This is a genomic window from Caulobacter sp. GW822-FHT07D08 (genome assembly GCF_058798735.1).
The window spans coordinates 32,932-55,691 of sequence record NZ_JBXAKU010000025.1 but is presented as its reverse complement, the minus strand read 5'-3'; the positions used below and the strand labels follow the sequence as shown (position 1 = coordinate 55,691).

The window sequence follows — 22,760 nt, the reverse complement described above, 5'->3', positions numbered from 1 at the left end:
TGACCAATGAAAGGGCCATTGATCTTTGCGGCGGGGAAGTTGTCGTGCGAAGCAGGAGCCATGACCGCCACCGCCCTCACCCGCCGTCTGGCCGACCAGATCCTGGATCTCATGCGGGAGGGCGCTCTCGCCCCTGGCGACCAGCTCACCGAGCGCGGCTTGGCCGAGCGGATGCGCGTATCGCGCTCGCCGGTGAGGAGCGCCCTGCGCTTGCTGGAGACCGAAGGCGTAGTGTGTCCGGCCGCGCGCGGCGGCTATGTGGCGATCGATGGCGGCCTGGCGCCTCCCCGCGCGCCGGACGCGGCCGACGAGGACACGGCGCTGTACGACCGGCTGATCAACGACCGGCTGGACCAGCGCCTGCCCGAACGTCTGACCGAGAACGAGCTGGTCCGCCGCTACGACGTCACGCGCGGCCAGCTGGCGCGCCTGCTGCGTCGCGCCGTCGCCGAGGGTCTGATGGAGCGCCTGCCCGGCCACGGTTGGGCCTTCCTGCCGGCCCTGACCTCGTTGGCGGCCTATGGCGACAGCTATCGCTTCCGTCTGACCATCGAGCCGGCCGCCATGCTCGAGCCTGGGTTCGTGCTCGACGTCCCGGCCCTGGACCGGCGGCGGCGCCAGCAACAGGCCCTGATCGACGGCGAGATCCACACCGCATCCGACGCCCGAATCTTCGAACTGAACAGCGGCCTGCACGAGACAATCATCGCCTGCAGCGGCAATGGCTTCTTCATCGACGCCCTGGTCCGCCTCAACCGTCTGAGGCGGCTGATGGAGCATTGCCAGAAGCTCGACAGGACAGACGCCGTGGAACGGTGCCGCGAGCACGTGGCGATCCTCGACCTGCTGCTGGAAGGTCGCCGGCCCGAGGCCGCCGAGCTGATGCGCCGGCATCTGTCCTCGGTCGGCGCCGCCAAGAGCCGGCCGAAGGGCGCCGCCTAGAGCCTGTCTGTTTCTGATGGAAACATCAGAAACAGACAGGCTCTATCTCAAGCATTTAGAGCGTGGCAGGCGCCGAAACCGCTCACACTTTCGGCTGCCACGCTCTAGGCGTCGGGTCTGTCCAGCGCCCGGCGCAGGATGCTCTGGATCATGCCTCCCGCCCGCAGCAGCGCGATCTCGGCCTGGGTCTCGACCAAGGCTGTGGCCTGGCCCTCCAGCACCGTCCTGTCGGCCCGCAGGATCCGGATGGCGACCGACGCGCGGGGCGCCAGCGCGTCGAGGTCCCAGTCGATCTCGATGTGGTCGGCCGCCGTCAGGCCCAGGGTCTCGGGGCGCCAGCCCTCGGGCATGCGCAACGGGGCCACGCCCATGCCGACCAGGTTCGAGCGATGGATGCGCTCGAAGCTTCTGGCCAGCACCGCCCGCACGCCCAGGAGCTGAACGCCCTTGGCCGCCCAGTCGCGCGACGAGCCGGTCCCGTAGCGCTCTCCGGCCACGATCACCAGCGGCGCGCCGAGCGCCCCGTAGCGTTGCGCGGCCGTCCAGGCCGGAGCCGGCTGGCCGTCGGGATCGAAGGTCCAGCCGGGCGCGAGACCTTCGCCCAGAAGGTTCTTCAGCGTCCGGTTGGTGAAGAGCCCCCGGACCATCACCTCCCAGTTGCCGCGGCGCGAGGCGTAGACATTGAGGTCGGCTGGGTCGGCGCCGTGGGCGACCAGCCAGCGCCCGGCTTCGCTGGCGGCGGGGATCGCCCCGGCCGGCGAGATGTGGTCGGTGGTGACGTCGTCGCCCAGGGCCAACAGGATCCGCGCCCGCATCGATCCTGGCGCGATCGCGCCGCTCTCCAGGCGCACGAACGGCGGCGGCCGCAGATAGGTCGACGAAGGGTCCCAGGGAAACCGCGCCGCCTCCGGCGCCGACAGAGCGGCCCAGGCGGGGGAGGCCTCCGCCGCATCATAGGCCTCGGCGACATCTCCAGGATCGGCGGCGAGACGGACGAACGCCTCGACCTCATCCGCCGCGGGCCAGAGATCGGCCAGACGCACGACCTCGCCGCCCGGGCCGTGGCCGATCGGGTCTTCGGCGATGTCCAGGGCTGCTCGGCCGGCCAAGGCGTAGGCGACCACCAGGGCGGGCGAGGCCAGGAGCGCGTTGTCGACCTGGGCGTGGACCCGGCCGGGGAAGTTGCGATTGCCCGACAGCACGGCGATGGGCTTGAGACCCCGCTCGGCGACCGCCTGCTCGATCACGGCCGGCAGCGGGCCGGAATTGCCGATGCAGGTCGCGCAGCCATAGCCGGCAATGGAGAAGCCCACGGCTTCGAGGTCTTCAAGCAGACCGACCCGCTCCAGCCGGCGACGCGTGGCGGGCGAGCCCGGCGTCAGGGACGCGCGCACCCAGGCGGGCGGCGTCAAGCCCAGGGCTCGGGCCTTGCGCGCCACCAGGCCGGCGCCGACCAGCAGGGCAAGGTCGGTGGTGTTGGTGCAGGAGGCTATGGCGGCGATGGCCACCGCGTCGGCCGGAGGCGCGCCGGGACCGCCTGGAGCGACGCCCGCCAGGGCCGGCGCCAGGGCGGCGGGCACGGCCGCCAGCTCCAACCGATCCTGCGGTCGGCGCGGTCCCGCGACGCTGAGCGCCAGGGCCGACAGGTCGATCTCGATCGTCTCGGTGTAGCGCGGCTCCAGCTCCGGCGTCCGCCACAGGCCAAGGTGGCGGGCGTAGGCCTCGACGAGGTCGATCTGGGGCGCGCTCCGGCCGGTGATCCGCAGGTAATCGAGCGTGCGCGCGTCGATCGGGAAGAAGCCGGTCGAGGCGCCGTATTCGGGCGCCATATTGGCCGCCACAGACCGCTGGCCGACGCTGAGATTGCCCACGCCAGGACCGAAGAACTCGACGAACTCCCCGGCCACGCCCAGTTTGCGCAGCCGCTCGGTGACCATCAGGGCCAGGTCGGTCGCGGTCGCGCCCGGGCCTAGCGCGCCGGTCAGCCGTACGCCAACGACCTCGGGGATGCGCAGCGTGACCGGCACGCGGAACATCGCGCCCTCGGCCTCTAGCCCGCCCACGCCCCAGCCCAGCACACCCAAGGCGTTGATCATGGGCGTATGGCTGTCGGTGCCCACCAGGGTGTCGGGGATCGCCCAGGCGACGCCGTCGCGCGTCTCTTGGCCGACGACCATGGCCAGGCGCTCCATGTTGATGGTGTGCATGATGCCGCTGCCGGGCGGGAACACTCGAAAGCCGTCGACCGCGCCAGAGGCCCACTTCATGAACCGGTAGCGCTCGCCGTTGCGTTCCAATTCGCGGGCCATGTTTCGGGCGGCCGCGTCGCCGACGCCGGCGAAATCGACGGCAAGGGAATGGTCGGTGGAGGTCGCCACGGGCCGGTCGGGGTTGAGCCGGGACGGGTCCCCGCCCGCCGCCGCCAGTACGTCGCGCATGGCCGCGATGTCCACCAGGGCCGGGCCGCAGGTGGTGTCATGCATCAGGATCCGCGAGGGCGAGAAGGTGATTGCCGCCTCGCTGCGGCCCAGGGCCAGCCAGCCGAGCAGGTCGGCCTTGCCCTGCCGCGCCGCCTCGCCGCCCTGGCGCAGGACGTTCTCTAGCAGGATCCGATGGGTGACCGGCAGGCGCTGCAAGTCCGCGCCCGCCTCGGCCACCAGATCCGCGCAGGCCAGGGCGCCGAACGCGCCTTCGATCTTGACGACGCGCATAGGTCAGGCCTGGCCGCGGAAGACGATGCAGACCGGGCTGCCGACCTTGACCGGCGGGCCTGATGGGGTCAGGCGGCCGGACTTCCGATGGACGGCGAACGGCATGATGAGGTCGCTATCTTCGCTGGCCGCGAACAGGAATCGGCGATCTGGCGCCAAGGCGAAGAAGCGCGGGGTCTTGCCGCCGCTTGCGCGCCATTCAATCGGGGACAGACGTCCGTCGGCGGGATCGATGGCGAACACGGCCAGGCTGTCGTGGCCGCGATTGGAGGCGTAGACGAAGCGGCCGTCGGCCGAGACCTCGATCTCCGCGCCCCTGCTGGCGCCCACGAAGCTGTCGGGCAGGCTGGAGACGATCTGGAACGGGGTCAGGGCGCCGCTCGCCGGGTCGAACCGTAGAGCCGAGATGGTGGAGTCCAGCTCATTGATGACGTAGGCCAGCCTTCCGTCCGGATGGAAGGCGATGTGGCGCGGGCCGGCGCCCTCGCGCGACAGAGCCGGCGGCGCCTCGATCGCCGTCAACTTGCCCGAGGCCGGATCCAGCCGGAACACGAAGGTGCGGTCCAGGCCCTTGTCGGGCACGGCCAGGAAGCGATTGGACGGGTCGAAGACCACCTGGTGCGGCTTGGAGAAGGGTTGCTCGACGCGGTGGGGGCCGATCGGCCCCGACAGAGCGACCAGGTCGACGAGTTCGCCCAGCGCCCCGTCCTCGCCGCGCGGCAGCACCGCCAAGCTCGAGGTGACGTGGTTGGCGACCACCAGCCAGCGATTGGTGGCGTCGATGGCCAGGTGCACTGGATTCTTACCGCCGGCGGAACGGCGATTGATCGCCGTTAGATGACCGCCCGTCCCGACCCGGAAGGCGCTGACCTCGGTCTGGTCACCATGCACGGCGTAGAGGCTCGAGCCGGTGCGATCGAAGGCCAGGAACGAGGGGTTCACCAAGCCGCCGACCTGTTGCAGGTGAGTCCAGGCGCCGCTGGCCGCGTCGACCCGGTAGACATTGATCCCGTCGCCCCGGGCGTTGCGCTCGCGCGAGGTGCGCGCGCCCACATAGGCCAGATAGCTCGTCATCCCCTTCGCCTTTCCTTCCCGCGCCACGGCGCTGGATCCGGCCACCAGGCCCATGCCAAGCCCCGCGACCACGCCGCGCCGGCTGGGCGCGGCCAAGACGTCGGCTTGGATCGATGGCGGCACGGGCTGGCTCCGGATCGTTATTGTATTTCTATCTATAATAGTTCAATCCTGCGCTGGAAAGAGGGCGACGACGCCCCACGACAATCAACGTTGGGAGACGAGCGATGCAGCAGGACGAGGCGGCGCGGGCGCTAGAGACCCGCACCACGCGCAAGGTGTTCTGGCGACTGATCCCCGCCTGTTTCGTGCTCTACATGATCTCGTATCTGGACCGGGCCAACATCGGCTACGCGGCCCTGCAGATGAACCACGACCTGGCCCTGACCAGCGAGGCGTTCGGCTTCGCCGCCGGCGTGTTCTTCCTGGGCTATTTCCTGTTCGAGGTGCCCAGCAACCTCGCCCTCAACCGGTTCGGCCCCAGAATCTGGATCGCCCGGATCCTGCTGACTTGGGGCGCGGTGTCGGTCCTGACCGCCTTCGTCCAGAACGCCGCGCAGCTCTACGTCCTGCGCTTTCTGCTCGGCGTCGCGGAAGCCGGCTTTTTCCCCGGCATCATCGTCTATCTGACCTATTGGGTGCGCTCCAAGGAGCAGGCCGCGACGGTCGCCTTCTTCCTGGCCGCCATCCCCGCCTCCTATCTCCTGGGCGCGCCGCTGAGCACCCTGATCATGGAGCGGATGGACGAGGTCCTAGGGTTTGGCGGCTGGCGCTGGATGATCTTCCTGGAGGGTGCGCCAGCGATCGTCGGCGGGGTCTGCGCTTACTGGCTGCTGACCGACCGCCCCAAGGACGCCAAGTGGCTGACGCCCGAGGAGCGCGACTGGCTGAACGCCGAGATCGAGGCCGATCACGCCCAGCGCGGCCAGGTCAAGCATTTGGGAACGCTCAAGACCATGCTGGCGCCCGGCGTTCTCTATCTGTCGGTGATCTATTTCATCTACCAGTGCGGCAATCTCGGGATCGGCTACTGGGCCCCGCAGATCGTCAAGCATCTGTCCAAGAGCCTCACCGCCTTCCAGATCGGCCTGGTCTCGGCCGCGCCCTATGCGGTCTCCACCGTGGCCATGGTGCTATGGTCGAAGAACTCCGACCGCACCGGCGAGCGACGTTGGCATTCGGCCCTGCCCCTACTGGTGGCGGGCCTGGCCCTGTCCGCCACGGTTCTGACCCGCGACATCGTCCTGTCGATGGTGCTGCTGACCCTGGCCCTGACCGGTCTCTACGCCTTCAAGTCGCCGTTCTGGTCGCTGCCCGGGCTGTTCCTGACCCGCTCGTCGGCGGCGGTCTCGGTGGCGGTGATCAATTCGATCGGCAACCTGGGCGGCTTTGCGGGTCCCTTTGCCTTGGGTTGGGTCAAGACGCGCACCGGCGACCCGGCTAAGGGCCTGCTGTTCCTGGCCGTCCTGACGCTGGTCGCCTTCGCCATGACCGCCGCGGCGCGGCTGAACACCAGCGCCGACGAAGGGCGAACCTGATCCTGGCGCCTACGGTCTCCCGTCTCACCAGGCTTCAACGATGAGCCGGAGGGAGGCGATGGCGATGGACCGCCCGCCCGGCGCGGCGATAAGCTGCAGGCCGGGCTGCAGGGTCATCCGCGGCGCGATCTTGTCGGCATAGGCCGCCTCGAGGCCGACCTCGCTCCCCTCGCCGCGGGCCTTGGCGTAGTGAAAGCCGACCGACAGGCGGCTGTCGAGGCGGCTGGCCCAGACGCCGCTTTTGGTCGCTCCGGCCTGCAGGGACACGGCGACCGGTGCGTGGCCGGCGCTCGCGCCGCCGCGGACGAACAGGGTGATCCCCCGGCCATTGTCCGAGGTCAGGTCACGCTCGAACAGGCCGTAGATCCCCCGCGCGCGCGGCGTTCCGGTGTCGTCGCGCTCAAAACCGTAGCGCCAGACCCCCACCGCCCAACGCCCGCGGTCGCCCCCGCCGAGCTGGACGATGCCCAACGCCCCTTGGGCGAACCCGAGGTCGACGCCGCCGGGATCGCCCAGCGTCCCGGCCTTGGCGTCTATGATAGCCGCCTGGACATAGCGCTTGTCCTCGTCCTCCCAGCGAAGCCGCACCGCCAGCGCCGTCGAGGGAAAGATTGAAGGCCCCGCCGATCCGGTCGCCGACAACTCCGTGCCGATCCCGAACGCGGGATGGATCAGTTGGTCGGAGGCCGACGTGGCGTAGAATTCGCTGTTGAGGTCGTAGAGTCCGGCGCGCACCGATCCTCGCCCCGCGCCGAAATCCTGTTGCAGCCAGGCCTCGAACAGACGGGTGCGCGGCCGCGTCACCTCGATATTGTCGAGTCCTTCCAGCGTCCCGAGCGCGGCGTCGGGCTGGCCGCCGGCGTTGACCAGGAGACCCGCGTGGAAGACGGCGTCGCCAAGGCCCGCCAGAGCGTCGAGATCGAGGTCGCCGGTCAGGTCCAGATTGTCCAGGGCCCAGGCGCGCCCCGGTCCGTTGGGCGTGACGACAAGATCCGCCGTATAGGCCGCCTGACTCTTCCAGACCTCGCCCTCCCGCGCCCAGGCGGCTTCGCCGATGGGCAGGGCCGCGGACACCGCGGCCAATCCAAAGACCGTGCGCCGGCAGGGCTTGGCCTTCCGCCTTCGCGCAGGATGACGGCTCAATAGATATCCCTCCGATAGCGCCCGGCGGCGGCAAGGTCATCGAGACGCTCCCGCCCGAGAATGTTCGCCAGAACGCGATCCACGGCGGCGGCCATGGCAAGGCCTCCGCAGACGAAGATCGCCGCGTCGTCGTCGACCCACTGGCGCACCGCGTCAGGGTTCTGAGCCAGGATGTCCTGCACATAGCGAGGTCCCTCCCGGCGCTGATCCTCGCGCGAGAACACCCGGTCCAGGCGCCTCAGGACGCCTGACGCCAGCCAGGCCTCCAACGCGTCGGCGTAGTAGCGGTCGGCGCGAGGCGAGCGTTCGCCAAATATCAGCCAAGTCGGGGTCAGGTTTCGCTCGGCCCGATGGGCCAGATGACCGCGCAGGCCCGCCAGGCCCGTGCCGGCCCCGATCAGGATCATCGGCCGGGCTTGGCGCGGCGGATGGAAGTTGGTGTTGGCGCGCAGGCGCATCGGCATGCTGGAGCCAAGGGGCGCGTGCCGGGTCAGCCAGCCCGAGGCCAGACCCAGCCGCCCATCGGGCAGCACCGACTGGCGCACGAGAAGCTCCACGTGGCCTTCGGACGGCAGGCTGGCGATCGAGTAGTCGCGGGGCGCGGGGCCTCGGTCGTCCCCGTCCGGAGCCCTGGCGACCACCTCGGCGATGTCACCGGCCGTCCAGACCAGGCGCGCCGGATCGGGCGGGGTCAGGACCACCCGCCAGGTCTCGCCGCCGGGCGAGCCTGGGTTGAGGTGCTCCCGCGCGGTCAGGATCCAAGGCTCGTGGTGGTCGGCGCTCCAGGTCTCGGCGGGCGCCGCCGCGCCCAGAGCCGCCAGAACGTCGCGCCAGCGGGCCAGGGCGAGATGGTCGCGCTCCCCGCCGTCGACCGCGATGGGGGCGGACACGGCTCGCGAGCCGCTAGCCGTCAGCCATGCGTCCAGTCGTCGCCCGAACGCGCAGAAATCGGCATGGGCGCTGTCGCCCAGGGCCAGGACCGCGTGACTCAGCCGCGACAGGTCGAGCGGCCGATCCATGAGCTTGCGCACGAAGGCGCGCGCCGCGTCCGGCGGCTCGCCCTCGCCATAGGTCGCGGCCACCACCAGCAGGAGGTCGGCGCGCGCCAGAGCGTCGGCGTCGAGACTGGCCAGGGACGCCACGCGCGCCACGCGGCCGCCCTCGACCAGGGCCGCGGCCGTTCGCCAGGCCAGTTGCTCGGCCGTGCCGGTCTGGCTGGCGAAGGCCACCAGGATCTCCTCGCCGCCGGCCCGCCGCTCCTGGCGCTTGGCGGCCTTGGCCAGGACCCGCGCGGCCCGCCCTCCGCGGCGGCGGTCGAGATAAAGTAGCCAGCCGGTGATGAAGAACCCCGGCAGCAGGGCCGCCGCGGTCATGACCAGGATCCGTCCCGGCAGGCCGAAGAACGCGCCCCGGTGCACCGCGACCATGGCCTGCATCAGCTTGCGGCCCAGGGGCAGATCGTCGAACCGCGTGACCTTGCGCGCCGCCCCGGTCGTGGGGTCGAGCTGAAGCTCGTTGAAGGCGCGGTTGTGCGGCGCGCCGAGGTCGAGGTAGCGGATTCGCACCGTCGCCTTGGCGTCCTTGGGAATGGTGACGATGGCGCTGTCGAAGCGGCCGCCATTGATCGCCTTCATGCCGGCCCAGGCCCTGTCCAGCGACGGACGGCCGAGTTTCTTGACCGCCGCCCCGTCCTTGCCGCTCGTCTTCCGGGCCGCCTTGGTCAACTCGGCGGTTTTGGCGGGCGGAGCCTGGCCGGTCAGCAGGCGAGACAGCCCGTCGCGCCACCCATCGTAGGAGAAACTGAGGCCGCTGACCGCGCTCAGCAGATAGGCCAGGGCCACCCACGTCCCGACCGTCGCGTGCAGGCCTCGCCACAGGGCCCGGCCGCGCTGGCGCGGATCGAAGGTCAGCCAGGCGCGCCAGCGGGCGGCCGATCTTGGCCAACGCAGATAGATCCCCGAGATCACGAAGAACAGCAGGGCCAGGGCCGCCGCCCCGGTGACCTGCCGCCCGGGCCCTTCGCTCCCGCCCGGCAGCAGCAGCACCCGATGCAGCAGCAGAATCCGGGCGAAGAACGCCTCGCCCCGCGCCTGACCCAGCACGCGGCCGTCATAGGGATCCAGGTACAGTTTCTCGGGCGGAGCCGTGGAGTCCTTGGGGCGGCCGGCGGGGACGAAGGTGACCCGCGCCGAGCCGCCCGGTTCGCCTTGCAGGGTCAGCAGGGTCGGCTTGGCTCCGGGGCGCTGGGCGGCGAAGCGCGCCAAGAGGGCGTCGGGCGACAGGGATGGCGCCTGCCGGGGCGCGACCTGGATCACGCCGCGGTCCAGAGCTCTCAGAATCTCATCGTCGAACGCGGTGATCGTCCCGGTGACGCCCATCACCGTCAGCACCAGCCCGAGGGTGACGCCTAGCGCCCAATGAATCTGGCGGATCAGTTCCTTCAGCATGCGACAGCGCCTAGGTCATGGCGGCGCGCAGCGCCGGGGCGTCGATCTCGCCGCGCGCCAGCCGGGCCAGCAGCAGGGCCGAGAGCTGCGCGCGCTCGACGAAGCTCTCGGGTCGAGCGAACTCGGCCGGGCTGTGGATGTCGCCGCCGCGCACGCCAAGGGTGTCGACGTTGGGCAGGCCCGCGGCGAACAGGTTGTTGCCTTCGCACACGCCGCCGGACGCCTTCCAGGCGATCGGCTGGCCCAGCATCGCACCGGTCTCGCGCACCGCGTTCAAAAGCCGCTCCTGGGCCGGGTTGAGCGGTTTGGCGGGGCGGGTGACACCGCCGTGGCGCTCGACGCTCAGCCCCTCGCCCCGCCCGACCTCGAGAGCCTCGTCGATCCCCGCCTCCAGCCAGGCCTGCGCGGCGGCGTCGGGGAAGCGGGCATTGAACCGCAGGATCGCCAGGTCCGGCACGATGTTGGGGGCCCCGCCGCCGTCGATCTTGGCCAGGTTGACGGTGACGCCCTCCCGCCGGCCGTTCAGCGCGGCCAGCGCCTGGCCGATGGCCATGGCCGCGACGATGGCGTTGCGACCCTTGTCGAAGTCACGACCGGCATGAGCGGCGCGACCGCGGACCACGATGTGGAAATTGCCGGAGCCCTTGCGGGCGCCGGCCAACCCGCCATCATCCATGGCCGGCTCGTAGGTCATGCCCACGTGACCAAGCCGACCGATCTTGGCCAGCAGCGGCGCCGAGGCGATTGATCCGGTTTCCTCGTCGGGCGACAGCAGGACGCGGTAGCCGACCGCATGCGCCAGCGAATGACGCTCGAAGACGGCCAGGGCGCCCAGCATGACGCTGATCCCGCCCTTCATGTCGGCTATGCCTGGCCCGTTCAGGGCCCCGTCGTCGCGCGAGACCACGTGCCTGAAGGCGGTGTCGGCCGGGAACACCGTGTCGTAGTGGCCTGTCAGGATCACCTGGACGGGCGCATGCGACCGCACGGTCAGAAGCAGCGCCTCGCCATTGGCCTGACGGCGCTCGGCGCCGTCGGCGGCGACTTCGAGGGTGTGGCCCAGAGGCGAGCGCGTCACCTCCCCAGGCAAGACCTCTAGCGCGTCGACCAGCAGGTCGGCCTGGATCGCCAGGCCCTCGAGGTTCCGGCTGCCGGAGTTGACGCCGCACCACGTCGTGGCGCGTTCGACGAGCGCTGCCCCATCCCGCGCCAAGCGGTCGAGCATGAAGCGATCTTCGGCTTCAACGGGCCTGGCCGCGCGCGCCTCGTGGTTGTCGTTCGTCACCCCGTACTCCCCCCGACAGCAAGGCCAAGAAACGCAAAGGCGCCGACTCAGAAGGTCGTTTCGTCTTTTTGCTTGCATAAATACAAAATCATTGACGCCTGCTCCGGTCAACCGTATCGACTTTCGCCAACGGTACTTTTTGCGTCGATCGGTCGTCGCCGCGAGACTTTCAGGCTGGGGTGAATGGCGCTCATTTCCGATAGCTCCGCGACGGAAGCGGCGGTCGCGGTCGACGGCCTGCCCCGGGCGCGCCCTTCGACCGTGGGCGTTGACGGCGCCAAGATCGCCGGCTTCGTGCGCGAGGCGTTGGAGGCGGGCCTAGAGCTGCATGCGGTGATGTTGCATCGTCACGGCCATGTGGCCGTCGACGCGGCCTGGTGGCCCTACCGGACCGACACCCCGCGGGTGATGCATTCGGTGGCCAAAAGCGTCACGGCCTGCGCTATCGGCCTGGCTCTGGAGGAAGGCCGTTTTGCGTTGAACGACAAGGTGGTGTCGTTTTTCCCCGAGCACCTGCCGCCCGTCGTGGACGAAAAGCTGGCGGCGATGACGGTGGAAGACCTGCTGACCATGCGCACGGGGCATGCGGCCGAGACTTCCGGCGCCCTCTGGCGCGGCAGCAGCGAAAGCTGGATCGCCAAGTTCTTCGGCATTCCCATCACGCACCCGCCGGGCGGCGCCTATGTCTACACCAGCGCGGCCAGCTACATGCTGGCCGCGATCCTGTCGCGCACAACCGGGCTGACCCTCCACGACTATCTCAAGCCGCGACTGTTCGAGCCGCTGGGGATCGCCGACGAACAGTGGGACATCGGTTCGGACGGCATCAATCCGGGCGGCAACGGCCTGACCTTCAAGCCCGTCGACCTGCTGAAGATCGGCGCGCTGCACGCGCAGAATGGCGTCTGGAACGGGCGGCGATTGCTGCCGGCCGACTGGGTGGCGCGCGCCACAAGAGCTTATGGCGACGGCGGCTATGGCTACCACTGGGTGGTGCGCCCCGACGGCAGCTACAGCGCCCTGGGCCTCTTCGTACAGATGGCGACAGTCTTCCCAGAGGCGGGCGCCACCCTGGTCGTGGTCGGCGCGATCGACGGCAGCGAGAAGATCGCGCCCTTCATCGATCGCTGGATGCCCGAGGCCTTCAACGGCGGCTCGGCGGAAGGCGACGCGGCGCTGGATGCGGTCCTGTCGGATCTGCATCGCCCAAGACCGCTCAACTCCGTGCGCGCCAACACGCCCCGTTTGGTGGACGGCGTCACCTACCGCTTGGAGGACAATCCTGTCGGGGCGCGGACGGTTCGGCTGGATTTCCACAAGGACGCGTGCGTTTTCACCCTCGTCGACACAGCGGGCGAGCATGTGATCGCGGCGGGGCGCCGGACCTGGATCGCGGGAGTCACCGACATGCCGGGCCGCGACCTGCATCACGGCTACGCCCTGCAAGGCGCGCGGGTGCTGGCGGGCGCCGAACAGATCAACGAGACCACCACGCGCCTGACCTGGATCTTTCCCGACACCGCCTTTCGCGACACCGTCTGGTGCCGCTTCGAGGGCGAGCGCCTGACGCTTACCCGCACCGTCAACGTCAATTCCGGGGCCCTGGCCTGGCCGGAGCTGGCGGGGACCGCCGACCGGAGCCTCGAGCCACAATGACCGCCCCGCCCGCCTGGGTGGTCCGCGCCGCGCGGGCCGCCGACCTGGATCCGCTGCTGGACCTGGCCCGGGCCCTGGGTCCCGGCATGACCACCCTGCCCCCGGACGCGGCGGTTCTGGCCCACAAGATCGCGTGCTCGGAACGCACCTTCGCCGGCCAGGAGACCGACGACCGCCAGCACGTTCTGGTGCTGGAGGACCTTACCGACGGCCGCGTCCTGGGAATCTCGGCGGTCTATCCCTGCATCGGCGAGCGCCACGGTTTCTTCTCCTACAAGCTCACCAAGCTGGTGCAGCGTTCGGACCTTCTAGGTCGCCGGGTCGACGTCGAGTTGCTGACGCTGAGCAACGACTATACCGGGGCTACCGAGGTCGGCTCCCTGGCGATCCGACCGGAGCTGCGCGGGACCAGCGCCGGCCGCCTGTTGGCCCGTAGCCGCTACATGCTGATCGCCGCCTTTCCGCAGCTGTTCGCGGACCGGGTCATGGCCGAAATGCGCGGCTGGCAGGATGCGGACGGACGTAGCCCGTTCTGGGACGCGATCGGCGCGCGCTTCTTCGACCTGCCGTTCGAAGAGGCCGACCGTCTCAGCGCGGTCGAGGGCGCGGGGTTCATCGCCGACCTGATGCCCAAGCAGCCCATCTACACCGCCCTGCTTCCAGAGGCGGCGCGCCAGGCTATCGGCCGGGCTCACGCCGTCAGCGCCAAGGCCATGGCGATGCTTATGGACGAGGACTTCCGCTACGAGGCCCATGTCGATGTCTTTGACGGCGGCCCCCAGGTGCATGCCGCGCGCGACAAGATCCGCACAGTGCAGGACAGCCGTTCGGTCCAGGTCGCGAGGACCACCGCGGGCGAGACCTCGCCCTGGCTGGTCTCGAACACGCACCTTGAGGACTTCCGCGTCGTGGAGACCCGCGCCCGCGCCGCGGCTGGCGAGGTCGCCATCGACGAGACGGCCCGACGCGCCTTGCGGGTCGACCTTGGCGTTCAGGTCCGTATCGCGCCCGGCCGCGAACGCCGCGCCCGAGCCGATGGGATGTGACTTGCGCCTTTGAGCGACTTCGGCCCCCTTGGGTTCAGGAGAAGCGCAGGATGGTCGTCGATCGAAACGGGGTCCCGGGCCGCAGCACCGTCGGAGGGAACGTCGCCTGGTTGGGACTGTCAGGCAGGTGCTGGGTCTCGAACGCCAGGCCGGCGTGGCGGGGATAGGCCACGCCCTCCGAACCGGTCTCACCGCCGTCGAACCCGTTGCCGCTGTTGAATTGAATGGAGGGCTCGGTGGTCAGCACCGTCATGCGGCGACCGCTGGCGGGATCTTCGATCCAGCCGGCCGAAACCGGAGCGGTCGCCATGGCGTCGCGCAGGACGAGGCTGTGGTCGAAGCCGTTCGACGCGGCCAGCAGCGGATCGTCGAGACGCAGCACGTCGCCCACCCGTCGTGGCGATCGGAAGTCCAGAACCGTGCCCGCCACCGAAGGCAGCTTGCCGGTTGGGGCCTTGCGGGCGTCGACCTCGGCGTAGCGGTCGGCGTCGATCTGGACGCGGTGATCCGCCACGGCGCTCGCCCCGGCCCCGGCTCCGGCCAGGTTGAAGAAGGCGTGGTTGGTGAAATTGACCACGGTCGGCGCGCTGGTCCAGGCGACATATTCGATGCGCAGCGCGTTGGACTTGCGCATCAGACGGTAGGTCACCGTCAGCCGCAGCGTCCCGGGGAAGCCCTGGTCGCCCGCCGGGCTGAGCAGGCTGAAGCGGACGCCGACCGACTGACCGTCCGAGACGACCTGGCTAGACCACAATCGCTTGTCGTAGCCCCGTGAGCCGCCGTGCAGGGTCATGTTGTTGCGCCCCGCCTCAAGCTGGTGGGTCTGGCCGTCCAAGGTGAAGCGCGCGTCGGTGACACGGCCGGCATAGCGACCGATCACCGCGCCGTACCGGCGCTGGTTGGTCTCATACGCGCCGATGTCGGGCCGGTTCAGCACGACATTGGCGAACTTGCCCTGGCGGTCGGGCGTCTCGATCGCGGTCAGGGTGGCGCCGTAGTCGATGGCCGCGACACTCATGCCCAGGTCGTTGCGCAGCACGGTCTTGACCACGGCCACGCCGGCCTTGGTCTTGCCGAACGGCAGACGGCGGACCTCGGCGGCGCGGGCCCCGCCGGCGCCGGCGATCAGGACGATCAGAGCGATCAGAGCCGCCGCCGCGCCCGTGCGGCTTTCGTGGGAGACGAGATCAGACATCGGTCCAGAGCACCGGCTGACGAAGCGGATAATTGCGAATGATCTCAGCATCGGTCGGGTCGGGGTCGAGCTTCTTCCAGAGGTCCAGATAGTCTTTCCGCCTTAGCGCCAGGCCGCCGAACAGCAGGCTGGGCTGGCGGACGGGCCAGCCGTCCCAGGCCTCGACGTCGGCGGGCCTAGGCCAGGTCTTCTTGTCAGCGACGAACGGGGCCATGTAGGCCAGGGCGTCGGCGATCGACCCGCCACCCAAACCTGTGTCCGGCGCGCCCTTGAAGGTCCAGAGATCGTCGCCCGGCGTCGACATCACGTGGGCGCAGGCGGCCAGGACATCCAGGTTGAACAGGCAGTAGCCGTAGGGCTTGGTGCGGGCCAGCTCCAGCGGCTGGGAGCCGTCGGCGGCGATCTGGCCGGGAACCAGCGCCTTGATCCTGCGGCGCGCCACATCCAGTTCGACCTTGCGATCCGTCAGTTGCGCGAACACGGCCGCCTGCAGCGCCCAACATGTGCCATGGTTGTTCTTCTGGTCGCGCTCGTCGACGCCGTTCGGAGAGGTGGTCAGCCAGGTCAGGTAGGCGTCGAACCAGGCGATGGTCGGAGCATAGACGCCGAGCTCGGGCCGCGTCGCCCCTAGCACCGAGACCGCCCTCGCCACCTCGACCAGGTGCAGGGTGTCGATGACGCCGATACCCCGGCCCGTGTTGACGCCGATGATGGCCTGGGCGTGCTCCAGGTTCGGGTTCATCCGGGTGTCGGGCGCGACGAACCAGGCCCGCAAGTGCTTCTCGGCGTGCTCGGCGTAGCGGGCGTCCCGGGTCACCTTGTAGGCCGCCGCCAGGGCCGGCAATTGGACGCCCAGCCGGATCACCGCGTCGCGGTGGGCGGTGAACTTGTCGGGATTGGAATAGCCGTCCCTGCGGATATACGGACCCTTGGGATGGGCCGGATCGGGCCACCAGTAGTCGGCTTCGGAATAGTAGTCGTGTCGGCCGCCAGGGCTGCGCCGCGCGGCGAAAGCGGTGATCGTCGCCGGCGCCTCGGCCAGGTGGCGGTCGGCGGCCTGCAGGATGCGTGCGCGATCGACGGCGGCGATGTCGAGCGGCGCCGCCGTCGCGCCGCCAAACGCCGCCAGGGCCAGGCCCGTCCCGAGGAAGAAATCGCGTCGGTTCATGAACCGCTCCGAACGGCAACGAGGGAATAAAAGGGTCCCGCGCCCCCGGGGCTCGGCCCGGGGATCATCCGTCGGTCAGGAAATCCGCGCTTGGGAGGCGATTGGGGAGTCCTGATGGTCGACGGACCGCGACGACGCGGCGGGACAGTCGTCGGTCCGGCGGGGATGAATGAAGAACCCGCCGGATCGCGTTGGATCAGAATCGCAGACGAACCCCGGCGTAGATTTGCGGCCCATTGTCCGAGACCTCGGTGATCGAGTCCTCGCCGGCCTTGTACATCACGTCCCGGGTGTTGGTGACGTTCAGGGCCTGGAGCTTCAGTTGCACTTGCTTGGTCAGGTCGTAGGAGGCCGACAGGTTCAGATAGCCCGAGCCCTTGGCGCTGCGGTTGGTGTTGCTGTTGGGCTTGAAGTAGCTCGAACGGTAACGATACGAGGCGCGTAGCGAGAGCTTTTCGTTCTCCCAGTAAACCGAGCCGTTGCCCGTGTACTTGGAGAGGCCCGTGAGGTTGGCCATGTCCGTGTAGGGGGCGACGGTCGAGGGATCGGGGATCTCGAAATTGGCCTCGGTGATCGCGAAGCTGCCCTGCACGCCGAACCCGCTGAGGATTCCCGGCAGATAGCTGAACGCGTGGTTGCCCGAGAACTCGATCCCGTAGAGGTCGCGGGTCGCGGGATCGTTGGCCGGCGCGATGGCGTTGAAGGTCACCAGTTGGCCGTTGGCGACGATGCTGGTCTCGCGCGGCTCCTGGGCGTCGAACGAGGCGCCTTTCAGCCACTTGTAGTAGGTGGCGACGGCGAACGAGGTGTCGCGGTTGATGTAGAACTCCAGCGAGGCGTCCAGATTCCAGCCACGGATCGGCTTGAGGTTCGGATTGCCGGTGGTGCTGTTGGCCAGGACGCCCTGCACCGTGGTCGCGTTGGCGTCGACGCCAGGCGTGATGCCCACGTTGAAGTCCTCGATGCCCGAGCGCGACAGGGCCTTGTAGCCGGCCAAGCGCAGCTTCACGATATCGGTCAGGTCGAAGGCGACGTTGACGCTGGGCAAGAAATACTCGTAGCCCCCCGTGCCCTCGATCTCCTGCAGCGGCGTGCCCGGCGTGCGGACCACGGTCGCGGCCGCGCCGCCGACCGACGGCGTCACTGTCAGCTCGCCGCGGAAGCCCTTCGACAGCACGCGGGTGCGGACGTAGCGGACGCCCGCGTTGCCGGAGACCGGCGTGTCGCCCAGCTGGGTGCGGAAGTTGGTCATGACGTAGGCGGTGTTGATCCGCTCACGGATGTTCGAGTCTTCCGGACCGGGCGCGTTCGACGGCAGGTCGACCTTGTCCTTGCCCCTATAGGTGCGGAACAGGCAGTCGTTGTCGAACAGCGCCCAGGACTTCAGGTTGGTCTTGCCGTCCATGAAGTCGGACGTCGAGAACGGCACGCGGCAGTTGGCGTTGGCGTCGGCGACCAGCTGGGTCGGGGTGCGGCCGTCATAGGTGACGGGGATGGCCAGGTCGCTATTGTTGTTGGCGTCCTGGGTCCGGCGGTGATCCGACAGCCGGCCGCCGACCTTGATGCTCTGGAAAAAGCCGTCGCCCAAGTCGTAGGTCACGTCGGCCCGCACCGCGCCGATCTTGTCGAAGCGGTCGGTGACGAGGCGATAGCGCGCATAGTTGCTGTTGCTGGTCGGCGCGCCGATCAGGAAGTTGGCCGGATCGTTGACGTCGAAGTTCGTGAAGGTGACCGAGGGAACCTCGTCGGTCGTGGCGTCCAGCGTATAGGCCACGCGCGACTTGGAGCGCATGTTGGTGGCCTTTTGCAGTTCGGTGCGGTGCGATTGGGAGTAGGACAGGTCGCCGCTGATCGTCAGGCGATCCGTGGGGGTCCAGGTGACCGCGCCGCCGCCGCCGATGTACTTCTCGTTGCGCTGACGGTCCTCGACCTGGATCTCAAGGTTGGAGTTGCCGCTGTACTTCATCAGCGCGCCGTCGCTGAAGTCGTTCGACTGGCCGCCGACGATCAGCGGCTGGACGCCGCGCAGGGCCTCGGTGATGGCCAGCTGGTTGCGGTATTCGCCGCTCTTGCGGGTCGAGTACTGGCCGTCGATGCTGATGTCGAGGTTCGAGGTCGGCTTCCACTGGAACGTGCCCATCAGCGCTTCGCGCTTCTCGTCCGTGACCTTGGACTGGAAGGTGCGCGAGCTGGTGGCGAAGTAGCGCGGACCGATCGTCGAGCCGGTCGGCGCGGTCGTGGCGTTCGAGCAATTGGTCGTCGCCGAGCCCGGCGCCGCCGCGTAGGTGGCGCACGGCACGAAGGCCGAGTTGGTGATGTAGTAATCCTCGGGCGTGGCCTGATCCAGGCGCTGATACCCCAGGCTGACGCCCATCTCGCCGAACTTGGTGTCGAAGCTGTCGGTATAGGAGACGTTGCCACGGTAGCCGAGGCCGTTATGGCCGCGGATATCATCGTCCTTGGGCAAGTAGGCGCCGCGCACTTCCATCTGGATGCGGCGTCTGCCGTAGTCGATGGGTCGGATCGACTTCAGCTCGATCACGCCGGCGATGCCGCCGTCCAGGAAGTCGGCCTGCTGGCTCTTGTAGACCAGCACGCCATTGACCAGTTCCGACGGGAACTGCTGGAAGGCCACCGAGCGGTCGGGACCTGCGGTCGAGACCTCGCGGCCGTTGAAGGTCGAGAAACTGAGCGCGGGACCCAGACCCCGGACGCTGAGCTCGTTGGCGTTGCCCTTGAAGCGGTCGGCGGTGACGCCGGTGATGCGCTCCAGCGTGTCGCCCACCGAGTTGTCCGGCAGGGCGCCGATCTCGTCATTGACGATGCCGTCGACAATGACGCTGGCGGTGCGCTTGGTCTCGATCGAGCTGCGCTGGGTGGCGCGCGCCGAGGTGACGACGATCGCGTCGATGGTGTCGTCCGCGGGCGGCGTCGCGGGGGCGGTCTGAGCCAGGGCCTGGGCCGGCAGGATGATGGCCGCGCTCAGCAGCAGGCTACGATAGAACGTTGATTTCATAGGTTTCCCCTTCCTTTTTTGTTTGTCGCGCCGAGGTCCTCCCCTCAGCGGTAGTCCAGACGCCAGGTGATCTTGAAAGGCGTCGCTGGACCCGTCGGGGCGCCCTGGCAGACGACCTTGGTCGTCATGGCGCCCGTGGCGGATCGGTATTCCTTGTCCTGGCCGACAGGGCCGGACTCGCAGGATTTCAGGCCTTCGACGGTGAAGCGGCGGGCCGCCCCTTCGGTGAAGGTGGTGGTGGCGCCGGCCTGCTTCGGGCCGCCCGAGAACGAGCCGAACTGCAGCTCGATCTCCTTGACCTTCACGCCGGCGGCCGGGGTGAAGACGTCGGTGCGGGTGATGTGGCCTGGCTCCAGCACGTAGGTCGTCTTCACAGAGACGCGCTTGTCGGCGACCGGGGCGCGCTCGCCCATCCTGTCCAACTCGTCCTGACGCCAGGAGACGGTGGTCTTGGCGCCCTTGGCCTCGACCTTGACGTCCTTGAAATAGGCCAGCGGCATCAGGGCCGAGCCATCGTCCAGGGTCAGGCGCGGGGTCAGGAACGGCGCGACGCCATCCGGCGAACCCGACAGCATCCCCGGCGAGAACGGGATCGGGAAATACGGATTGTGCATGTGCTGGCTCTCGCCGCCGTTGATCACCGGCAGGCTGATCAGCCGATCGCCGTCGCGGACGGTGACCAGCAGGCGGTCGTAGTCGCCGCGCTGGAACCAGGTCACCTGCCGGCGCGGCAGGGTCGCAAGGCCCTTGGCCCAGTCGGCCGCCGGGGCCTTGCCGCCATAGCCCATGCGGGCCCAGTGGGCGCTGGTGTAGGCGTACTGGTGGGCCAGCGAGAGGTTCTCGCCCAGGATGCGGAACTTGCCGCGATAGTCGTCGGTGCGGCGGCCGCCATCCCAAAGGTTCACCGAACCGGTCTTGGGGTCCTGCCAGAACTCGGCGTAGCGCTGGGCGGCGCGAGCCGAATAGGCATAGGCGAGGTCCTTTTCCCGCGGGGTCAGCAGATCCAGCACCGCCGCGGCGGTCAGCACCTCGATGATCGCCGTCTCGCCATAGGGCCCGATGCTGCGGCCGTATTCGAAGCCCCTGCCCTCGGCGTCCAGGCGCATCAGCATCACATCGGCGGACTTGCGCAGCCATGTGAGAACCTGTTGCGGCGGCTTGCCACCGGTCTCGATGAAGCGCTGGGCGATCTCGCCGGCCAGCAAAACGCTGTAACGGTCGAAGCGCCCTTCCCCATCTGTCTCGTCGGCGAAGCCGTACTGTCCGGAGTAGAGCTCGTAGTGCTCGGCGATCTTGGCGTAGAGCTTCTCGGCCGGCGCGCCGTCGTCCCAGCCCATGCGCGTGCGCAGGCGGGCGATGGCGAAGGCCACGCAGTAGTAGTTATTGGGGTGGTCGATCAGCTGGTAGGTGTCGACGTCGACGAACATCCGCCAGTCGAGACGCACGCGCAGCTTGGCCAGGGTCAGAGGGTCGACGGCGTCCTTCAGCCGGCCGGCCTCGCGCAGCTTGTTCAGCGCCGACAGGTAGTAGTAGGCGCCCCAGCTGTCATTGGCGTCGTCGGCCGTCAGCTTGGCGATCTTGCGGAAGTCGGCCAGGTAGGTCGGCAGGCGCGGATCGTTGTCCGGCAGGGTGACCAGGAAGTCGACCAGGCCCAGCGCGATCTTGCCCGGCAGGAACTTGTCGCTGCCGTTGAACACCGGCGTACCGTCCAGCTCCAATTTGCGGCCGTCCTTGACCAGCTTCAACAGCAGTTGCTCGGTCTGGGGCTGGATGCGATCGCGGACCGTGACGTCGTAGGCCGGAATGGCGGTCGGAGCCTCGCCGGCATGGGCGGCGAAACCCGAGCCCAGCAACAAAGCTGCGATCCAAAGGCTGGTAACCGGTGTCATATACAAGTCGACAGTCCTCCCCGAGTGGCCATTCCGGCCTTGCTCTTGACCGTTCCGACGCGCCTCCCGGCGGGACCCTCAATGAAAAGCGAAACTTTTTTACGGGGCCGCCAGCAGTTCGACGGTCGTGTCGGTGTTTCGGGTCCGCACGGGGAAGTAGGACTGGATCGCCTCGACGAAGGCGCGGCTTTCGCCAGCGAGGAACGTGCCGCTGATCCGAAAGGTCCGCAGGCGGGGATCGGCGACCACCACTTGCAAGGTCGAGTAGCGGTTCATCTCGGCCGCCGCATCGGCCAGGGCGACGTTGTCGAACACCAACTGGCCACGGCGCCAGGCCAGAGCCTGGTCGAGCGCGGTCGTCACCGGCTGGCTCGCGCCCATGCCGTCGACCAGCAGCATCGACTGACCCGGCGCCAGGACGGCTAGGGTCACCGGGCTCTCGTGATCGCTGACGGCGACCTTGCCCTCCGCCAGGACGACCATGGTCTCGCCCGGCTCGCGGCGGACCGAGAAGGCGGTGCCGACGGCCGTCACCGTGCGTGGACCGGCATGGACCCGCAGCGGCCGGCTGGTGTCGTGGGCGACCTCGAAATAGCCCCTGCCCTGCACGAGGTCGATCGACCGCGCGGCGGCAGTGTAGCGAACGCGCATGACGCTCAAGGCGTCCAGGGTCACCCGGCTGCCGTCAGACAGGGTCAGGGTGCGCTGCTCGCCCAGCGCCGTCTGGAAGAGTTCGCCCTGCCGCCCCCGGTGGCGCATCCACCACAAGCCGCCGACCGGCGCGGCGATGGCGGCGGCCACCCCGGCGGCGACCGCCCGGCGGCTCCAACCGGATCGCCCGGCGCGGGCGCGCTGCAGAGCCTCGCGGCGCATGGCCAGCAGGCCATCGGTCCCGCCCCCCTCGCCCATCAGACGCCAGACCGTCTCGGCGCGGGCATAGGCCTCTTCGTGCGCGGGATCCTCGGCCAGCCAGCGCGTGAAACCGGCCTTGTCGGACGCGGCCCCGCCCAGCCGGCGCGCGGCCCAGCCCGCGGCGGTCTCGTCGATCAGGGTCTGTCGCGGCGGATCGGACACGGGCCTAGCTCTGGAACGGATCGGCCCCGCGCATCAGGTGCGCCAGGGCCTTGATGATGTACTTTTCGACCGAACTGACGGAAACGCCGAAGGCTCGGGCGATCTCGGCATGTTTCCAGCCTTCCAGCCGGTGCAGGATGAAGGCGTCGCGCGTGCGCTCGTCCAGTTCGGACAGTCGCCGCATCGCCGCCTGCAAGGCCTGCCTATCTCCTAAGACGCGCTCGGGAGAAATACCCTCAAAGCGGTCTTGGCGAAGTTCGGTCTCGTCGAGGTGGCTGCGGAAAGTCTTCCGCCGCCGCGAGCGGTCACGCAGCAGGTTGACCGCCGTGCGGAAGACGAACGCCTCGGGATTGTCGATCACCGCCCCGTCCGGCAGCCGCACCAGGCGCAGGAACACCTCCTGCGTCAGGTCCTCGGCCTCGTCACGCGAGCGCACGCGGCGCTCGAAATAGGCGATCAGCGGCCCGCGATAGGCTGCCGACAGGCGCTCGAGAAAAGCCTGCTCGCGCGGATCGAGTTTAGGCTGCGCGGCCATGGCCTAGAACGTTTCCTCCGGGGCGCGCGGGTCTACGCCGC

Annotated in this window: 15 protein-coding genes; 4 read left to right on the top strand and 11 right to left on the bottom strand. The window is 69.0% G+C overall.

From position 1 onward, the window contains the following. The first annotated feature begins 60 nt into the window (after positions 1 to 60). Entirely contained in the window at positions 61 to 942 is an 882-nt protein-coding gene (locus AC1RJ9_RS26270; RefSeq protein ID WP_492841307.1) for a GntR family transcriptional regulator, read from the top strand. Between the two features lie 104 nt (positions 943 to 1,046). On the opposite strand, the gene acnA is transcribed toward AC1RJ9_RS26270, so the two are convergent. Continuing rightward, positions 1,047 to 3,653, bottom strand: a complete 2,607-nt coding sequence (gene acnA, locus AC1RJ9_RS26265; RefSeq protein ID WP_492841309.1) for an aconitate hydratase AcnA — start codon at positions 3,651 to 3,653, stop codon at positions 1,047 to 1,049. A gap of 3 nt (positions 3,654 to 3,656) precedes the next feature. Further along, entirely contained in the window at positions 3,657 to 4,850 is a 1,194-nt protein-coding gene (locus AC1RJ9_RS26260; protein ID WP_492841311.1) for a lactonase family protein, read from the bottom strand. A 104-nt stretch (positions 4,851 to 4,954) separates the two neighbouring features. On the opposite strand from AC1RJ9_RS26260, the gene AC1RJ9_RS26255 reads away from it, so the two are divergent. Next, positions 4,955 to 6,265 carry an MFS transporter gene (locus AC1RJ9_RS26255; protein WP_492841313.1) on the top strand — a complete coding sequence of 437 codons (1,311 nt, stop codon included), beginning with the start codon at positions 4,955 to 4,957 and terminating at the stop codon, positions 6,263 to 6,265. A 24-nt stretch (positions 6,266 to 6,289) separates the two neighbouring features. Here AC1RJ9_RS26255 and AC1RJ9_RS26250 read toward each other — a convergent pair whose 3' ends face one another. The 3 genes from AC1RJ9_RS26250 to AC1RJ9_RS26240 form a co-directional block, all read right to left on the bottom strand. Then, positions 6,290 to 7,339, bottom strand: a complete 1,050-nt coding sequence (locus tag AC1RJ9_RS26250) for a carbohydrate porin (RefSeq protein WP_492841315.1) — start codon at positions 7,337 to 7,339, stop codon at positions 6,290 to 6,292. Between the two features lie 65 nt (positions 7,340 to 7,404). Continuing rightward, complete coding sequence (locus AC1RJ9_RS26245) at positions 7,405 to 9,855, bottom strand: PepSY domain-containing protein (protein ID WP_492841317.1); 2,451 nt, start codon at positions 9,853 to 9,855, stop codon at positions 7,405 to 7,407. A gap of 10 nt (positions 9,856 to 9,865) precedes the next feature. Further along, positions 9,866 to 11,140: a hydrolase gene (locus AC1RJ9_RS26240; protein ID WP_492841319.1), complete on the bottom strand. Its 1,275-nt coding sequence runs from the start codon at positions 11,138 to 11,140 to the stop codon at positions 9,866 to 9,868. 183 nt (positions 11,141 to 11,323) lie between these two features. Between AC1RJ9_RS26240 and AC1RJ9_RS26235 the strand changes: the two genes are divergently transcribed. Further along, a complete protein-coding gene (locus AC1RJ9_RS26235; RefSeq protein ID WP_492841321.1) occupies positions 11,324 to 12,796 on the top strand; it encodes a serine hydrolase domain-containing protein in 1,473 nt (490 codons plus the stop codon). Further along, complete coding sequence (locus tag AC1RJ9_RS26230; RefSeq protein WP_492841323.1) at positions 12,793 to 13,842, top strand: arginine N-succinyltransferase; 1,050 nt, start codon at positions 12,793 to 12,795, stop codon at positions 13,840 to 13,842. Before AC1RJ9_RS26235 ends, AC1RJ9_RS26230 begins: the two co-directional genes overlap by 4 nt. Positions 13,843 to 13,876: 34 nt before the next feature. On the opposite strand, the gene AC1RJ9_RS26225 is transcribed toward AC1RJ9_RS26230, so the two are convergent. The 6 genes from AC1RJ9_RS26225 to AC1RJ9_RS26200 all read right to left on the bottom strand — a co-directional run bounded on the left by AC1RJ9_RS26225 (position 13,877) and on the right by AC1RJ9_RS26200 (position 22,719). Further along, positions 13,877 to 15,037, bottom strand: coding sequence for an aldose epimerase family protein (locus AC1RJ9_RS26225; RefSeq protein ID WP_492841325.1), 1,161 nt, complete (start codon positions 15,035 to 15,037; stop codon positions 13,877 to 13,879). Then, positions 15,030 to 16,205, bottom strand: a complete 1,176-nt coding sequence (locus AC1RJ9_RS26220) for an alginate lyase family protein (protein WP_492841327.1) — start codon at positions 16,203 to 16,205, stop codon at positions 15,030 to 15,032. Before AC1RJ9_RS26220 ends, AC1RJ9_RS26225 begins: the two co-directional genes overlap by 8 nt. Positions 16,206 to 16,401: 196 nt before the next feature. Then, positions 16,402 to 19,221 (bottom strand): TonB-dependent receptor, encoded by a 2,820-nt coding sequence (locus tag AC1RJ9_RS26215; protein ID WP_492841329.1) that lies wholly within the window; start codon positions 19,219 to 19,221, stop codon positions 16,402 to 16,404. Between the two features lie 44 nt (positions 19,222 to 19,265). Continuing rightward, the gene (locus tag AC1RJ9_RS26210) at positions 19,266 to 21,110 is read right to left on the bottom strand and encodes a hypothetical protein (protein ID WP_492841331.1); all 1,845 of its coding nucleotides are present in this window, start codon (positions 21,108 to 21,110) and stop codon (positions 19,266 to 19,268) included. A gap of 99 nt (positions 21,111 to 21,209) precedes the next feature. Further along, complete coding sequence (locus AC1RJ9_RS26205; protein WP_492841333.1) at positions 21,210 to 22,184, bottom strand: FecR family protein; 975 nt, start codon at positions 22,182 to 22,184, stop codon at positions 21,210 to 21,212. Positions 22,185 to 22,188: 4 nt separating this feature from the next. Beyond that, on the bottom strand, positions 22,189 to 22,719 hold the full coding sequence (locus AC1RJ9_RS26200) for an RNA polymerase sigma factor (protein ID WP_492841335.1): 531 nt from the start codon (positions 22,717 to 22,719) through the stop codon (positions 22,189 to 22,191). Positions 22,720 to 22,760: the final 41 nt, after the last annotated feature.

Coding starts and splice junctions, on each gene's coding strand:
- AC1RJ9_RS26270 (WP_492841307.1), top strand. CDS start 61: ATGACCGCCACCGCCCTCACCCGCCGTCTGGCCGACCAGATCCTGGAT.
- acnA (WP_492841309.1), bottom strand. CDS start 3,653: ATGCGCGTCGTCAAGATCGAAGGCGCGTTCGGCGCCCTGGCCTGCGCG.
- AC1RJ9_RS26255 (WP_492841313.1), top strand. CDS start 4,955: ATGCAGCAGGACGAGGCGGCGCGGGCGCTAGAGACCCGCACCACGCGC.
- AC1RJ9_RS26245 (WP_492841317.1), bottom strand. CDS start 9,855: ATGCTGAAGGAACTGATCCGCCAGATTCATTGGGCGCTAGGCGTCACC.
- AC1RJ9_RS26235 (WP_492841321.1), top strand. CDS start 11,324: ATGGCGCTCATTTCCGATAGCTCCGCGACGGAAGCGGCGGTCGCGGTC.
- AC1RJ9_RS26230 (WP_492841323.1), top strand. CDS start 12,793: ATGACCGCCCCGCCCGCCTGGGTGGTCCGCGCCGCGCGGGCCGCCGAC.
- AC1RJ9_RS26225 (WP_492841325.1), bottom strand. CDS start 15,037: ATGTCTGATCTCGTCTCCCACGAAAGCCGCACGGGCGCGGCGGCGGCT.
- AC1RJ9_RS26220 (WP_492841327.1), bottom strand. CDS start 16,205: ATGAACCGACGCGATTTCTTCCTCGGGACGGGCCTGGCCCTGGCGGCG.
- AC1RJ9_RS26215 (WP_492841329.1), bottom strand. CDS start 19,221: ATGAAATCAACGTTCTATCGTAGCCTGCTGCTGAGCGCGGCCATCATC.
- AC1RJ9_RS26210 (WP_492841331.1), bottom strand. CDS start 21,110: ATGACACCGGTTACCAGCCTTTGGATCGCAGCTTTGTTGCTGGGCTCG.
- AC1RJ9_RS26200 (WP_492841335.1), bottom strand. CDS start 22,719: ATGGCCGCGCAGCCTAAACTCGATCCGCGCGAGCAGGCTTTTCTCGAG.